Source organism: Aquimarina discodermiae (genome assembly GCF_040786235.1).
Taxonomy (GTDB): Bacteria; Bacteroidota; Bacteroidia; order Flavobacteriales; family Flavobacteriaceae; genus Aquimarina.
The window spans coordinates 36,203-50,110 of the sequence record NZ_JBFMKP010000005.1 but is presented as its reverse complement, the minus strand read 5'-3'; the positions used below and the strand labels follow the sequence as shown (position 1 = coordinate 50,110).

General features: G+C 32.3%; 15 protein-coding genes, 1 tRNA gene and 2 pseudogenes. 5 read left to right on the top strand and 13 right to left on the bottom strand.

Annotation, left to right across the window (positions count from 1 at the left end; translation table 11 throughout):
- Nucleotides 1-33: 33 nt before the first annotated feature.
- On the bottom strand, nucleotides 34-591 hold the full coding sequence (gene ruvC, locus ABW636_RS04230) for a crossover junction endodeoxyribonuclease RuvC (RefSeq protein WP_367588702.1): 558 nt from the start codon (nucleotides 589-591) through the stop codon (nucleotides 34-36).
- A 294-nt stretch (nucleotides 592-885) separates the two neighbouring features.
- On the opposite strand from ruvC, the pseudogene ABW636_RS22555 reads away from it, so the two are divergent.
- Nucleotides 886-1,443, top strand: a pseudogene (locus ABW636_RS22555) (transposase); the annotation flags it as partial.
- On the opposite strand, the pseudogene ABW636_RS04215 reads toward ABW636_RS22555, so the two are convergent.
- Nucleotides 1,416-1,796: pseudogene (locus tag ABW636_RS04215) on the bottom strand (M43 family zinc metalloprotease). The pseudogenes ABW636_RS22555 and ABW636_RS04215 sit on opposite strands and share 28 nt — an antisense overlap.
- Before the next feature lie 265 nt (nucleotides 1,797-2,061).
- Nucleotides 2,062-3,450, bottom strand: a complete 1,389-nt coding sequence (locus tag ABW636_RS04210) for a dipeptidase (RefSeq protein WP_367588700.1) — start codon at nucleotides 3,448-3,450, stop codon at nucleotides 2,062-2,064.
- A 318-nt stretch (nucleotides 3,451-3,768) separates the two neighbouring features.
- Here ABW636_RS04210 and ABW636_RS04205 point away from each other — a divergent pair.
- Nucleotides 3,769-3,850 (top strand) — tRNA-Leu (locus tag ABW636_RS04205).
- A 169-nt stretch (nucleotides 3,851-4,019) separates the two neighbouring features.
- Here ABW636_RS04205 and ABW636_RS04200 read toward each other — a convergent pair.
- From ABW636_RS04200 to ABW636_RS04175, 6 genes are all read right to left on the bottom strand, one after another.
- Entirely contained in the window at nucleotides 4,020-4,763 is a 744-nt protein-coding gene (locus ABW636_RS04200) for a hypothetical protein (RefSeq protein ID WP_367588699.1), read from the bottom strand.
- Nucleotides 4,764-5,349: 586 nt separating this feature from the next.
- A complete protein-coding gene (locus ABW636_RS04195; protein WP_367588698.1) occupies nucleotides 5,350-5,742 on the bottom strand; it encodes a thiol-disulfide oxidoreductase DCC family protein in 393 nt (130 codons plus the stop codon).
- Nucleotides 5,732-7,018 carry a serine hydrolase domain-containing protein gene (locus tag ABW636_RS04190; RefSeq protein ID WP_367588697.1) on the bottom strand — a complete coding sequence of 429 codons (1,287 nt, stop codon included), beginning with the start codon at nucleotides 7,016-7,018 and terminating at the stop codon, nucleotides 5,732-5,734. The genes ABW636_RS04195 and ABW636_RS04190 overlap by 11 nt, the downstream gene beginning before the upstream one ends.
- A complete protein-coding gene (locus ABW636_RS04185; RefSeq protein WP_367588696.1) occupies nucleotides 7,015-7,938 on the bottom strand; it encodes an HTTM domain-containing protein in 924 nt (307 codons plus the stop codon). The genes ABW636_RS04190 and ABW636_RS04185 overlap by 4 nt, the downstream gene beginning before the upstream one ends.
- The gene (locus ABW636_RS04180; protein WP_367588695.1) at nucleotides 7,922-8,584 is read right to left on the bottom strand and encodes a hypothetical protein; all 663 of its coding nucleotides are present in this window, start codon (nucleotides 8,582-8,584) and stop codon (nucleotides 7,922-7,924) included. The genes ABW636_RS04185 and ABW636_RS04180 overlap by 17 nt, the downstream gene beginning before the upstream one ends.
- A gap of 86 nt (nucleotides 8,585-8,670) precedes the next feature.
- Complete coding sequence (locus ABW636_RS04175; RefSeq protein WP_367588694.1) at nucleotides 8,671-9,042, bottom strand: hypothetical protein; 372 nt, start codon at nucleotides 9,040-9,042, stop codon at nucleotides 8,671-8,673.
- A 301-nt stretch (nucleotides 9,043-9,343) separates the two neighbouring features.
- Here ABW636_RS04175 and ABW636_RS04170 point away from each other — a divergent pair, with 301 nt between their 5' ends.
- On the top strand, nucleotides 9,344-9,472 hold the full coding sequence (locus tag ABW636_RS04170; protein WP_367588693.1) for a hypothetical protein: 129 nt from the start codon (nucleotides 9,344-9,346) through the stop codon (nucleotides 9,470-9,472).
- A 122-nt stretch (nucleotides 9,473-9,594) separates the two neighbouring features.
- Here ABW636_RS04170 and ABW636_RS04165 read toward each other — a convergent pair whose 3' ends face one another.
- The 4 genes from ABW636_RS04165 to ABW636_RS04150 all read right to left on the bottom strand — a co-directional run bounded on the left by ABW636_RS04165 (nucleotide 9,595) and on the right by ABW636_RS04150 (nucleotide 11,439).
- Entirely contained in the window at nucleotides 9,595-10,086 is a 492-nt protein-coding gene (locus ABW636_RS04165) for a hypothetical protein (RefSeq protein ID WP_367588692.1), read from the bottom strand.
- 291 nt (nucleotides 10,087-10,377) lie between these two features.
- A complete protein-coding gene (locus ABW636_RS04160) occupies nucleotides 10,378-10,632 on the bottom strand; it encodes a hypothetical protein (RefSeq protein WP_367588691.1) in 255 nt (84 codons plus the stop codon).
- A gap of 115 nt (nucleotides 10,633-10,747) precedes the next feature.
- On the bottom strand, nucleotides 10,748-11,002 hold the full coding sequence (locus tag ABW636_RS04155; RefSeq protein ID WP_367588690.1) for a hypothetical protein: 255 nt from the start codon (nucleotides 11,000-11,002) through the stop codon (nucleotides 10,748-10,750).
- A gap of 212 nt (nucleotides 11,003-11,214) precedes the next feature.
- The gene (locus ABW636_RS04150) at nucleotides 11,215-11,439 is read right to left on the bottom strand and encodes a hypothetical protein (RefSeq protein WP_367588689.1); all 225 of its coding nucleotides are present in this window, start codon (nucleotides 11,437-11,439) and stop codon (nucleotides 11,215-11,217) included.
- A 417-nt stretch (nucleotides 11,440-11,856) separates the two neighbouring features.
- On the opposite strand from ABW636_RS04150, the gene ABW636_RS04145 reads away from it, so the two are divergent.
- Both ABW636_RS04145 and ABW636_RS04140 read left to right on the top strand, forming a co-directional pair.
- Nucleotides 11,857-13,581, top strand: a complete 1,725-nt coding sequence (locus tag ABW636_RS04145; protein WP_367588688.1) for a helix-turn-helix domain-containing protein — start codon at nucleotides 11,857-11,859, stop codon at nucleotides 13,579-13,581.
- A 143-nt stretch (nucleotides 13,582-13,724) separates the two neighbouring features.
- Nucleotides 13,725-13,883, top strand: coding sequence for a hypothetical protein (locus ABW636_RS04140; protein WP_367588687.1), 159 nt, complete (start codon nucleotides 13,725-13,727; stop codon nucleotides 13,881-13,883).
- Nucleotides 13,884-13,908 lie beyond the last annotated feature (25 nt).

Below are 13,908 nucleotides of genomic sequence, written 5' to 3'. Positions count from 1 at the left end.
TTAGTCACAATATTAGTATAGACTAATAATGACTCATTTCTTTATTCGTTTTTCGTTTTGTTTTACAAAAGCTGCCCAACCGCTATAACTTTTACCTACAATATCAGCTCTTCCCATATTATAGAAATGACATACCGCTGCGGCAAGTCCATCTGTCGAATCCAAATTTTTGGGTAATGTTTTTATTTTTAATAGGCTCTGTAGCATTTTGGCTACTTGCTCTTTGCTAGCATTACCATTACCTGTTATTGCCATTTTAATTTTTTTTGGAGAATACTCTGTAATAGGCACTTCACGACTTAATCCCGCAGCCATGGCAACTCCTTGCGCACGCCCCAATTTGAGCATCGATTGTACGTTTTTTCCAAAAAAAGGAGCTTCAATTGCGATTTCATCTGGGTGATAGGTATCAATAAGCTCTATAGTACGTTCAAAAATATGTTTTAACTTGACATAATGATCATCATACTTACCAAGTTGTAGCTCATTTAACTGTAAGAAAGACATTTTTTTGTTAAGAACTTTTATCAACCCAAACCCCATGATAGTTGTTCCCGGATCAATTCCTAATATGATTTTTTCGTTTTCCAAAGAAGCAGCGTGTTTATGCAAAGCTACGTAATAAAACTGGTATGAGATTGAGAAGAATTACAAGTATGGGTATTAGAAATACATCTTTTTTTGAAATGGTAATCTTTAAGGCTAGTTTGTTTTGTTAGAGAACATAATGTATAATTGTATTTTTTATAGGTGTTTATGAGTGAATATAGATGGCGTTTACTTGTTATACTATACCTAAATGATATTACTTAACCCGTAGTGCATTTATAAAAAGTTGTGCAAACTGCTAAGGCAGTAAGTTGTAATCACCACAAAACAATTCCAATGTACAACTTTCAAGCAAATTACGAGAAAATTCTAGAAGTATTAAATCAAATAGAGGCTACATCCAATTTTTTGTTTCAAATACGGATTCCTAAACTATCGGATAAAGAATTGATAGCCATCAACCTAACGTCAGAATATATGAATATCGATAGTGAACATCAATTGTTCAGGATTTTACCTGCATTTTTATCTTCGCGCATAGAACCGAGCTTCTATAATCAAAGAAAGCGTAGATTATTCCCATATATAGAGCAAATACGGTTAAAATCATCAGATGCTTTTAATGAGTTTGAAGAATATTTATAGTGGATAGTATGCCCTTGGAAGTTTACAAATTATCAAGAGGCATGTCTTCTCTATAAAAAAACAGAGGGCTGTGGTCCTGACAAAGGCTACTGTGCTTCGCAAAAAGTAAACTACTATGGCTACAAACTACACGCAGTATGTTCTGTAAAAGGTGTCTTTAAAAGTTTAGATATCGGCCCTGCCTACGTACATGATGTCAATTACCTAAAAGACATACAAAGTCAGCTCAAAGATTGCACCTTAATTGGGCGCTGGACCCCTCTAAAAGTATGATATAGGTCTAACCAATGACCAAATTCGTGTGTTAACTATATAAACTCTTTATTAGTAGTATTATCATGCAGATATTGTCCATTATAAACCACTCGTCTGACATGAATGTAGAAGGAACCTAGCTACTCCAGAACGTTGAATTACCATCATCTTTATGATCTTGCCTGAATGTACACATTCATATACTTGTAGTTGTCCCAGGAATACTGTGCTATTTTATCATCATACGCAGTATCTAATCCAAATCCAACTTCGTAATCGTAAAATACTACCCCTGTAGTACCTCCTCCGTTTGGATCTATTTTAGCAAGTTTAAACTCGATATCCACCCCGTATCAAGTCCACAATGCATACAGCAGAAAAACAATTTTTATATTTTTCGAGACAATCGGAAGAATTAAACCCCATAATGTAGATTAACTATATAAACGAATTTAACCCTACTTTGTTATCGGTAAAAATGCATCAGTGATAGTAATAGAAAGCCCGAAACTCAATGATAATTGAGTAGGGACTTAGAATGACTAGCCTGACCCGAAGTGAAATGTCGCAAGGCAACAAATTTGGATTAAATTGGATGGTAAAACAAGATTATTACTTGCTTAACTCTGTAAAGTACTTATAAAACAATGGTATGGTTTCAATTCCTTTTAAGTAATTAAAAATCCCAAAATGTTCATTTGGTGAATGAATTGCATCACTATCCAATCCAAAGCCCATAAGTATCGTTTTACTTTTTAACTCTTCTTCGAACAAAGACACTATAGGAATACTACCTCCGCTACGTTGTGGTATTGGTGTCTTGCCAAAAGTATCATGATAGGCTTTGCTCGCCGCTTTATATCCTATATTATCAATGGGAGTTACATAGCCCTGACCTCCATGATGTGGAGTTACTTTTATAGTTACTGCATTAGGAGCAATACTTTCAAAATGTTTTTTGAATAATAAGGTAATTTCTTCCCAATCCTGATTAGGAACCAAACGCATCGAAATTTTTGCATAGGCTTTACTAGCAATTACCGTTTTTGCTCCTTCTCCTGTATAACCACCCCAAATACCATTTACATCTAACGTTGGCCGAATAGAATTTCTTTCATTAGTGGTATACCCTTCTTCACCATATATATTGTTAATGTCTAATGATTTTTTATATTCATCTACAGAAAAAGGTGCTTTTGCCATTTCTGTACGTTCTTCTACAGAAAGGTTTTCTACTTTATCATAGAACCCAGGTATCGTAATTCTATTATTTTCGTCATGTAACGAAGCGATCATTTTTGCCAATATATTAATAGGGTTTGCAACTGCACCTCCATACAGCCCACTATGCAAATCTCTATTAGGACCTGTTACTTCGACCTCTACATAACTAAGTCCTCTCAATCCAGTGGTAATAGAAGGTACATCTTGAGCAATCATCCCTGTATCACTAATTAAAATGACATCATTTGCTAACTTATCCTGATGTTGTTTTACAAACCCACTTAAACTCTTACTACCCACCTCTTCTTCTCCTTCTATCATAAACTTTACGTTACATGGTAGTTGCCCCGTTTTTACCATAATCTCAAGTGCTTTGACATGCATATACATTTGTCCTTTATCATCACAAGATCCTCTGGCAAAAATTGCTCCTTCTGGGTGAATTTCTGTTTTTTTGATCACTGGTTCGAATGGAGGACTATCCCACAAATCGATAGGGTCTGGCGGTTGCACATCATAATGCCCATATACCAATACTGTAGGGAGGTTAGGATCTATTATCTTTTCACCATATACAATAGGGTATCCTGGTGTTTCGCATATTTCGACGGTATCACACCCAGCGGCTTTTAAGCTTTTAGAAATCTCATCTGCCGTTTTGATCACATCTTTCTCATAAGCAGAGTCAGCGCTAATTGATGGTATTTTTAGTAATTCGAGCAGTTCATTTATAAAACGATCTTTATGTTCTTGAATATAAGGTTGAATATTTTGCATGAAGTTAAATTTATTTGGTCTTAAACTCAGATAATACATTAGAAAGTCTATTACATCTTTCAACTACTGTAAACACTACGTTTATGGTATTTGAAAGCCTTATCACGAAGTTTCAATGCATAATCTGAGTTAAAAGTAGTAAAAACGAAATAATTTTAGTTTAAAAAATCCCTGAACTATAAAGGTTTACATCACATCTTTTTGACCCTTTATAATGATTTTAAAAAAAAATAATTTTAGTTCTTTGAGATTGACACATATTGTTTATATTTGCACTCACTTTTACAGAAAGTCCTAAGTACTGTAATAGTTTTTAATGCGGGCGTGGTGGAATTGGTAGACACGCTAGACTTAGGATCTAGTGCCGCGAGGTGTGAGAGTTCGAGTCTCTCCGCCCGCACTGCAAGAAAAGCTTCTCAAAACGAGAGGCTTTTTTTATACCTTAAAATGATTTCAAACATATATAAAGGAGAGACGAGAAGTTTACCCTGAGCTAAGTCGAAGGGAGTCTCTCCGGCCGAACTGCAAAGGAAAACCCAACTTTAACGAGTTGGGTTTTTTGTTTGGGTTTAAATACAACCTTTACAAGAATAAAAGTTAATCATGTCAGCATCTTCTTTTAACATATTTTCTACATACTCTTTAGTTTTTTCGATAGATAGCTGGGGGATTTCTATTTGCATCGATCGCAAAGAACCGTCTTTTTGCGGCACTATAACTATCATTTTACCAATGGTCAAATCAAAAATACGTTCATTAATAATGGCATAAGCATCACGATCTCCAGAGATAAAGGCATTAAAATCAATCGTGTTTTTTTTGGTTTTATAATACCCCTTGGCCAAATAATTAGGATGATTCCTAGAGGATATTAGGGAGCTAGAATGGCTAAATTTTTGTGTGTCTATAAAATCTGTAGAGACAACAATGATAAAGAAAACATCTTGTTCTATATCCTTAATAAAGCTTTTGTTGAATTTATTTTTCTTAGCATAAAAACAGTTATAAAGAAAATGTTTGTTATGTATTGCCAGTCCTTTAAAATTACCATCATACCCTAAACCTATAAAACTTTTTTCTCCTACCAAATCATATTTGGGTACGGGAAAAATACCTTGCGATATCTTTTTTTCTTCAAAATACTTTAAATCCATCTTAAAAATCCTCTGATCCCAAGAGGAAGAATCTCTACGATGCATTTCATTTTTCTTTTTAGCTTCTGTATCCCATTTATATTGACTATAACCAACCATATTCAAAATCAATAGAAGTGCTAGAATGATATTTTTTTTTACAATAATTTGATGTTTCATTTCGTAAACTTTGTTTATTTGGTTTTATATGCGATTATTAGTAATTAGTTCTTGTAAAGCCAACTAACCCCTTTGATTTGGGAGTAAGTAAGTGAGTTTCTTTTTTAAATAGAAGATATCGCCAGGGCATGTATCTTATCAATCTCTTCGGCAGAAAAGGCACTGGGATCATAGTGCCATGTATTAAGGTTTATTTTGACTTGTGTCTTTGTTGATGAACTCATAAATAGTGTGATTTGTATGCTTTGTTTTAGTGAATGTTATAACTCTATGAAATGTTACTCTTTTTCTTAAAAAAAATAGCCTAATTTTTAATCTATTGAATTACAGTGTTTTTTTGAAGGGTTTTTGTTTTTTGTTTAAGTCCGAAATCGGAGGGCTTTATTGTTTTAGTCCAGAGTCCGAAGTCGGATGCTCGAAGTTATTTATAATTCCTTATTAATACACTTATTACCGAACCCTGAGGTTCTCGAAGGGTTGGGCTTCGAGAACCTCAGCCCGCAGTATGTTTTATTTGTTACGTTATACATCACTCTTAATTCTGCATTCCTAATTACTACCCCCTCTCATCTAAGGGGTACTGGTATCATTCTAAAAACAAATTACGTTCTTCTTTTGTCAGTATTCTACAGCTTTTTGTTTTACCCATCAATTTATATCGATGTTTCGCAATAACGTCATATACATAATCTCTAAGTTGTTTAGGGATATACAATAAAAAGGTAAAATAACTATACTTAGCATCCAAATACCCAAATATCTTTAGAATTGCACTCGATTTTATATAACAACGTCCCTTCTCTATAAAAATAATAGAATCGATCGTAGTTATGTTATGTTGTATTAGATAAGGGTCTGCCTTATCTGATAGAAAAGAAACAAACCGCAAAGAAGCATCTGGGTTATGATCTAATATAAACTGCACCCATCGATCACAAAACCCACAACTACCATCATAGATAACAATATTACCCATCATTTTTAATCTTGAAAAATTTCAAAATACGTTCTACAAAAAAGAAAATATAAAATATCCTAAAATACGCTAAGTACTCTGGAAACCCAAAATATGGCAACACCCCAATAAACCCTAACAGTCCAATAACCCATAAATACTTTGTTTGTATCATGATTTGTTTTGATGGTTTCGCAGATTCAATACTTTTTCGAATTTGAGCCACCACCCTATAAAAACATGGATTAGTAGAGTTGTCTAAAACAACCACACATGTTTTTTTGGTTGGATTTCTTATGTAAATTGTATTAGCCCCTAACCATTTTCCATTATGCCAGACGATATCTTTATTTACAACCCACCCAAAACCGTAATCCGATTTCTTTCCATTTTTGAGCATAGGAGGTTCAAAAGCTTCTTTTATGGTTTCTTGAGAAAGTAACGGGTTAGCATACCAAAATTGATCCCAAACCAAAAAATCCTCGATACTAGAAAATATTCCGCGATCCCCTGCTACTCCATCTATCCAAGGAGACTTTATTTCTGTGGGCAACCAGTTAAAATAATTTAAAAAATCTTTGGTGACATTACTACTACCTTTATACTCTTTTGACAAAAGCGTCCAAACTCGAGTATTCTGCATCCCCAAGGGCTTAAAAACTGTCTTTGTCATAAACTCCTCGAAAGAAACTTCAGAAACTACCTCTATCACTCTTGCTAATAATACATAATTAGCATTATTATATTGGTAGGCTTCATTAGGCTCTCGAGTATGTTTTTTATAATAGATATTGATAACTTCTGTTGCTTCTTTAATACCAAGGATATGATTTTTATCTCTTTTAATTTTTTTGGAGAGTCTCATATAATCTTGTGTAAACCCAGAGGTTTGGTTTAAAAGGTGTCGTATGGTAACCTTTTTAAAAGAAAATTCTTCAATATGATCAGTCACCTTATCATCATATGTCAATAAACCTTGTTCTTTTAGGATCATAATAGCTGCTGCTGTAAATTGTTTAGAAACCGATCCTAACCTAAACGAAGACTGTAAGTTTAATGGTGTTTCTTTTGTATGATCGGTATATCCATAGGTGTTTATAAACTGTGGCATACCATCCTTTGCTATTAACACAGCACCATTAAACTTCCCCTTGGATTGCAACATAGATAAATACTCATCTAATGACTCGGTAATCTCTTTATTAGGATCAGGAATAAATTTTGGTACTTTTTTTTGTTTATAAATTAATAAACCGACCAATATCACCAACAAAGCTACTATTAGAAGTACATATATCATTTACTTGTTTTTAAAATTGTTTCAGATTCAGAACTAAAGTATCGATAAAATAGATGTTTTACTCTTTCTATTAAAGATAACCATTGCGAATTTGTAAAAAAGAACCCTTGTAACACTATAAAGATCAATTGAAAATCATATAGCATCATAAATATAGCAATACCTGTATGCAATAGAATAGCCGCAATAATAAAAAGTTTTTTAGTTTGATTAAACCATACTAAAAATGGGAAAAGCAGTTCAATAATTATAGTACCATATGTAGACAACGTAACAAATAAACCATTTTTTACGAGTGCTATATTCCATGGAGTTCCATTAAAACGTTCTCCTGCCAATATATAATAAGTAGCAATGCCATTAAACCAAACATCGGCGTGAATCTTATGGATTGCAGAAATAAAATACACAAGACATAAATGAATACAAATAGATAGTCCCCCCAGGTTAGAAATAAAATTTGAAAATTCATTTATTCTTTGATTTCTGTACTTTAATGGCTTTATACTTAAATATGAATAAGTATTCATAAAAACCATATAAATAAGTACAATTTTTAAAATATTATCACCTCCGTTAAGTGTTACCCAGCTTAAATTCTGTACTATATCTAGACATATCAAAACTAAAAAAGCAGTAATATGTTTACCTATACCAAAAAGGTATAATAAGATGAGTATTATATATACAGCATAAAATATTTCAAAATTTGCCCTTATTATATCAGAATCTATGCTTAAAAAATCTAATAAGATAAATGGAGTGGGATGTAAAAAAGAATTTCCTTTAAATAACAAATCGATATAATCCCATGTTGTCACAATATCCTTTAATAAAAACAAGCATACAAAAACTCTAAAAAAAGGAGTATAGACCTTAAACTTATTTGTTGTCGTTAGAATATTAATTAAATTTTTCATCTATTGTAAATTTATCGCTTTCGAATATTATACTTTCATTAATAGTTAAACTATCCGTCATGCTTAATTTTTGACGATCTATGAATTTTGGCAAATCAACTTTTGACATTTGTATATCTACATAAAAATTATCAGGATCGAGTCCGTTTTTTGTCGCTACATAAAAAGCATAGTTTTGTAATGTCTTATACTCATTTGTAGATTGAACATAGACCTTACCCTTTTCTATTTTTTGATTTTCAGTCAAGCTTATTTTCTCTACTTCCTCTATATCTTTAATGGATTCATTCACTAAAAATAATCCATCACAAATACTATTTATAGTATTTGACAAAACATAATCAAGTAAATCTTCTGAAGAATTAAAAGGAGCTTTACGGGATTTCTGTTTAACCAATGGCTCCATCACTTCAAAAGTATATGCTTTTATGCAATCATTCTTTGATGTAAAATTATAATACAATCGGTCATTGCTCTTTGGAGGAGGTGCAAAGAATCCCCATTTTTGAAATAAAAAAGTATTAAACACCTTAGACTCTTCTAATAAAGAAATATTGATATAATTATCCGGTGCAACAAAAACTCCTGTAAAACCCCAATACACAATAAAAACCAATATTGTTGGGATATATAAAACGTATTTCATGTTTATGTTTTTTTTTAAAACCATAGTAGCAATATCCAAACCTTCAAATGCCACTATGGTTTAATGTTTGTAACTAGCAACCGTTTCTAACCAAGCGATCGAATCTTTTGCATTTTTAAATTGTTTATATCAACTTGATATTTTTGACGATGACTTTCCATATTCTCATGTGCCAAAGTCGATGCTGTTCTTATTGTATGTGCAACTCCTGGCAAGGATACCTGAACTACTGCTTGAACAAAGGCAACTGCTTTTTTAGTAGCGGCAACTACTTTTCTTGAAACTTTTACTGTTACCCTTACCGCTGTTCTTGCTACTGCAGCTCTTACCCTTTGACTCTCAGCCACACCTCTATTTGTAGTCACTTCGTGTATTTGATATGACATTCCATAAAGAGGCTCTTCATCTGTTTTGAAACTCATTAACGATGTGGATACAACACATATCACTAATAGCATCACCATTTTTTGTTTTAAAAATTTCATTTTAGAAAATTAATTTATTGATTTGTACTTACTCTATTTATGGAGGCTTTTCGGTATCCGCCTCACGTTGCGCAACGGTTTATTGTTTTATTAGTTGATAGTTATTAGTTCATTGTTTTTTTCATTTAACTTTCAACTATTAACCAAGAACCATCAACTAATCATCATTCTTAATTCTGCATTCATAATTCGTAATTACCCCCTCTCACCATGGGGATACCCCCTTGCGATACTACTTTGATGGATCATTTTAATGCTTCGAAACGTCACTTTAATGCTTGTTAGCCCAATTGGAAGCACTTCGATGGATCGATTTAATCCATCGATAGATTACTTTACGGCCACGATGACTTCTTTTAATGCTTCGATGGCCTTGCCCGAGGGGTCGAGACTATTAATTTAATCCATCGAAGTAGTATTTTAAGACCTCGAACAACTTTGATAAGGGGGTACTCCTATTCCTCTAATCCATCAAAGTATTCTGATATTCTTAATAAGAGATACTACACCACTTATACCCTCTTTTTATTCTTCTTCATCACTATCGGTATCATTAATAGAACTCGAAGTACGGCTAAACAATACTCGCATATCCTCATACACTGGTTTGGCACCAGGTTCGTTCTCACCGGCCAGATAACGTACCATTCTATAAAAACTTAATGAGTTGGTATAATTGTCATGATCCAACAGGGTTTTGGTATCGATTAATTGTTGTGATAAGTTCTCTAATAATTGCACCCTGTTTTCTACTTGTTTTCTGGCAGTATAATCTTTATCAAACTCTGTTTTGTCCAGAAAAGGTGGAATCCAGTTGGAGTGTTGCTCCATATAATTTTTGGCTTTGTCTACGATCAGTTTATTCTGATTTGCAATACGACCATATTGTCTACGTTGATCAGGAGTAAGATTGACTGTTTTTCCTTTTAGTACTTTTCTGATTCCTTTTAGATGTTGGTCAAGCTCCATTAATTCTTCTTTGGTAAAGCTTACGCTAATTAAATTTTCTAATGCCATTGTTTTTGTTTTAGTCCGGAGTCCGGTGTTGGATATCCGAAGGTTTTCATTGTTACAGTCAGGAGTCCGAAGTCGGATGTCCGAAGTTGTTTTTATTTTTGCTCGAAGTCTTTAGTGACTCACTTTGTTTATAATTTTACATTAAGCTGCTCCCTCTTTGACAGGCTCAGAGTGATATCTTTGAGGGGGAGCTGTCCACAGGACTGCGGGGGTGTTTCTTTCGTTCATATGTTTTTATTTGTAATTCTGCATTTGCAAATCGTATCTCGTAAATCAAAAATCTTACTACTATCAACTCTTCTTAACATACCACTCATATCTAGCCTTGTAAATAAAGTCTATAGCTTCCTCTTTTGTTTTTCCTTGCTCAAACATTAAATGCATCCAATCATATATCATCATTTCATAAGGACTTCCTTCTGCCAATTTTGTAAAGAAATCTTTTCTCTTAAAATGCAAGGATTCTAGTATGTCTAAGCAGAATTGATAATGTAACTCATCTTGTGCTATAGGCATGATTTGTTGTGTTATTTTTTTGTTTTTCATGTTTTGGTTAAGTCAGGTGTACGAAGTCCGAGACTGTATGTTCCATAGTTTCTTCATATTTCGGACTTCCGACTTCCACCACATTCATAATTCGTAATTCTAAATTCTTGATTTGTCACGCTCTCATCCCCACTCCTTCATAAAACCCAAACCTAAAACCCACATGATTCTCATATACATAGCTCTGTATTGAAAAATCATATACTATAGGAGCATTTAATTCTTTCATAATATTTATGAGTCGGTATACCTTGGGTTTAGAAACCCCTAATTTAGATGCTAACTGATCTGGTGTTCCTGTAGCCTGCATACGTATCAATCGATCGATACGCTCTATCATTTTGATATGTTTCATCATAATATTTTCCATACGTTGTTTTTTAAATCAGGTTTCGGGTCTCAGGCATCGGGAGGGATAACGTTCAAGGCCTGATAATCGAGGTTTGATGTTGTTATTTTGTTATTTGGTTTGGGCAATTATGGTGTTGATTTACGTTTTGTTTTTTTAAGTCAAAAGACCGAAGTCAGATGTCCGAAGTTTTTCGGAGAGGGCTTCCTACTTCGTTCACCGGACTTCGGACATCAAGCTTCCGACTTCCAACTCAATTCACAATGCTTTACTTCTTGTTCAATTCTTTTTAAGGTTTTATACATTACTATCACTTGATCATTTGCAATTTTTACATCGGGGTTTATTTCCTCCAGTACTCCTCTAATTAAAACTGTTGATGATTTAAGTTTTTTTGCCATTTTACGATCTACCAATTCTTTTTCTATTGGTGTTAGACGATTATAGAGTCTGGTCATGATTTATAATTGTTTATATATGAGTACATTTTTAATCCAAAAGACATAAACCTATGTTTGTGATTATTTTCTAAACCCCGCATTTTGATATATTGGTTTTAAAGAATAGAAAAAGGGTTTATTATCGCTTTTATAATTCTGCATTCGTAATTCTTAATTTGCAAATGATTGAGTCAAATATATGAGGGAGAATTACGTTTGTGCAAGAGAGTGTAATCCCATTTTATAAATTGTATACTATCAATTTATAAAATGAAAACATCAAAGAAATAAAGTTTTATAAGGTGTAACAACATGATTTTAATCATTTACACATTACTTTAGATTTTAGTATTTTTCAAATGTGTATAAAGAGTTGTAATCACATGTTTATTACAAAAACATTTATTAACCACAATACATGCAAAGAACAGAAATATGGCTTCTAGAAAAAGAAACCTTATCCATAAGGGAATATTCATATCAATAATAGCTCTGTGCCTCTTTTTTAAAACTGGTTTTTCGCAAAATGGCACAATTGCTAAAGATTCTTTATCTCTTAAAACCTATAATGAATTAGAATCTCTATTTAAAAAACATAAATTAGACAGCACCTTATCGAAAGCATATGCATGGGGGTATATACAAAAAGCTAAAAGAGAAAAAGATAGCCTACAAATGGCAAATGGTTATTATTACATCTCTAAAGTCTGCAAGGATGATGTTTTGCTATCTTATTTAGACAGTTTGATCATTGCTTCTAAAAACATAAAAAGTGTCAAATACCCTGGCGTTGGATATATAAACAAAGGAACTTTTTATTATCACAAAGAAAACTACCCAAAAGCTCTCGAAAATTATTTGATAGCACAAAAATATGCACAAAGTAGTAATAACACTCACCATTTAATTGTATTACAACATAATATGGGACTGTTAAAAAAAGTGGTAGGAGACAACACAGAGGCTTTAAAAATTTTTAAACAAAATCTAAAAGTGATTAAAACAAAAGACACTCTAGACAAGTATTCTAAAACACACCTTGTGACTTTATATTCTATTGGAGATGCTTATCATAGACTAAGTGTTTTAGGGACAAAAATCAATTATGTAGACTCCGCTACAAGTTATATTAATAGAGGTATATCCAAAAGTTACAAACGCAATGATAAGTATATGTACCATAACTTTTTACTTCTTAATGGAACCAATAATTTTCTGATAAAAAAACACAAAACTGCTTTAGATTCTTTATATAAAGCGTCTCAAATCATTCGAACATTAGGGAAACACAGTGCAAACGAAAGCTATTGTTATCAACAGATTGCACTTGTGTTGACTGCAATAAACAAAAGAAAAGAAGCTTTCAAATATCTATTAAAGATGGATAGTGTTACCGATATTAACACATATACAGATGAAAAAAGAAAGTCATATGAAGCACTAATTAATTATTATAAGAGTCAAAAAGATGTACAAAACCAATTAAAAACAATGAGCAAGCTTATTACTTATGATAGTGCTTTTTATGCTAGAAATAAAAATGTAAAATCGGATGTTGTCATAAAATATGATACAGAAAAGTTAATCAATGAGCGAGAAAGCATAATACAATCCCTAAAAAAAGAAAAGAAATATTCGAATGTAGGTTTTATTGCTTTTATCATCATTAGTATTATATCTATATTTCTAGTAATCCGATATTATCATAAACAAAAGATCTACAAAAAACGTTTTGAAAATCTTGCAAAAGAAAAAACCACACCAATATCACAAAGTAAACCTATTGCTAATACCATAAAAGAAAATATTCCATGGGAAATTGCAGAAGATATTTTATTGCAATTAGAGAAGTTCGAAAACGAATTAGGTTATTTAAAGTCAGATTTAAAAATGAATTCAGTAGCTAAAAAAATGAAAACTAATTCTAGCTATTTTTCAAAAGTAATTAACCTCCATAAACAAAAAAATTTCACCAACTATATTAATGATTTACGAATAGAATATTGTATTACAAAACTAAAAACCGATTCAAAATTCCGTCTATATTCTATCGAAGCTATTGCCAAAGAAGTTGGATTTAGCAGTGTACAATCTTTTTCTCGAGCCTTTACCAAAAAGACGGGAATTACGGCTTCTTATTTTATTAAAAATATAACATAGTAAATTGATCCAATCGAAAAAGTAATCATGACTCAAAAAAACCACTATCAATTTATAAATTGAACAATATAACTCCGTAATGATTTGATAATATACGATATAGAATACATAGATTTGCTCTACATAACTTAAAACATATCACGATGAAAAATCAAAAAAGAAAAAAAACGAAGTTAAAAATTGAAAAAATAAATGTAACAAAATTAAACTCTCAATCTCTAATTAAAATTATAGGAGGCGAATCAAATTCTGGAAACGGCGGAGGAGGTGGAATTACAAATGGAGATACTGCCACTGGCTAAATTCATTATTAATTTGACTTTACTT

Bases quoted from the DNA above. Each gene is read 5' to 3' on its own strand.
- ABW636_RS04210 (WP_367588700.1), bottom strand. From the start codon at position 3,450: ATGCAAAATATTCAACCTTATATTCAAGAACATAAAGATCGTTTTATA.
- ABW636_RS04200 (WP_367588699.1), bottom strand. From the start codon at position 4,763: ATGAAACATCAAATTATTGTAAAAAAAAATATCATTCTAGCACTTCTA.
- ABW636_RS04195 (WP_367588698.1), bottom strand. From the start codon at position 5,742: ATGATGGGTAATATTGTTATCTATGATGGTAGTTGTGGGTTTTGTGAT.
- ABW636_RS04190 (WP_367588697.1), bottom strand. From the start codon at position 7,018: ATGATATATGTACTTCTAATAGTAGCTTTGTTGGTGATATTGGTCGGT.
- ABW636_RS04185 (WP_367588696.1), bottom strand. From the start codon at position 7,938: ATGAAAAATTTAATTAATATTCTAACGACAACAAATAAGTTTAAGGTC.
- ABW636_RS04180 (WP_367588695.1), bottom strand. From the start codon at position 8,584: ATGAAATACGTTTTATATATCCCAACAATATTGGTTTTTATTGTGTAT.
- ABW636_RS04175 (WP_367588694.1), bottom strand. From the start codon at position 9,042: ATGCTATTAGTGATATGTGTTGTATCCACATCGTTAATGAGTTTCAAA.
- ABW636_RS04170 (WP_367588693.1), top strand. From the start codon at position 9,344: ATGCTTGTTAGCCCAATTGGAAGCACTTCGATGGATCGATTTAATCCA.
- ABW636_RS04165 (WP_367588692.1), bottom strand. From the start codon at position 10,086: ATGGCATTAGAAAATTTAATTAGCGTAAGCTTTACCAAAGAAGAATTA.
- ABW636_RS04160 (WP_367588691.1), bottom strand. From the start codon at position 10,632: ATGAAAAACAAAAAAATAACACAACAAATCATGCCTATAGCACAAGAT.
- ABW636_RS04155 (WP_367588690.1), bottom strand. From the start codon at position 11,002: ATGGAAAATATTATGATGAAACATATCAAAATGATAGAGCGTATCGAT.
- ABW636_RS04150 (WP_367588689.1), bottom strand. From the start codon at position 11,439: ATGACCAGACTCTATAATCGTCTAACACCAATAGAAAAAGAATTGGTA.
- ABW636_RS04145 (WP_367588688.1), top strand. From the start codon at position 11,857: ATGGCTTCTAGAAAAAGAAACCTTATCCATAAGGGAATATTCATATCA.
- ABW636_RS04140 (WP_367588687.1), top strand. From the start codon at position 13,725: ATGAAAAATCAAAAAAGAAAAAAAACGAAGTTAAAAATTGAAAAAATA.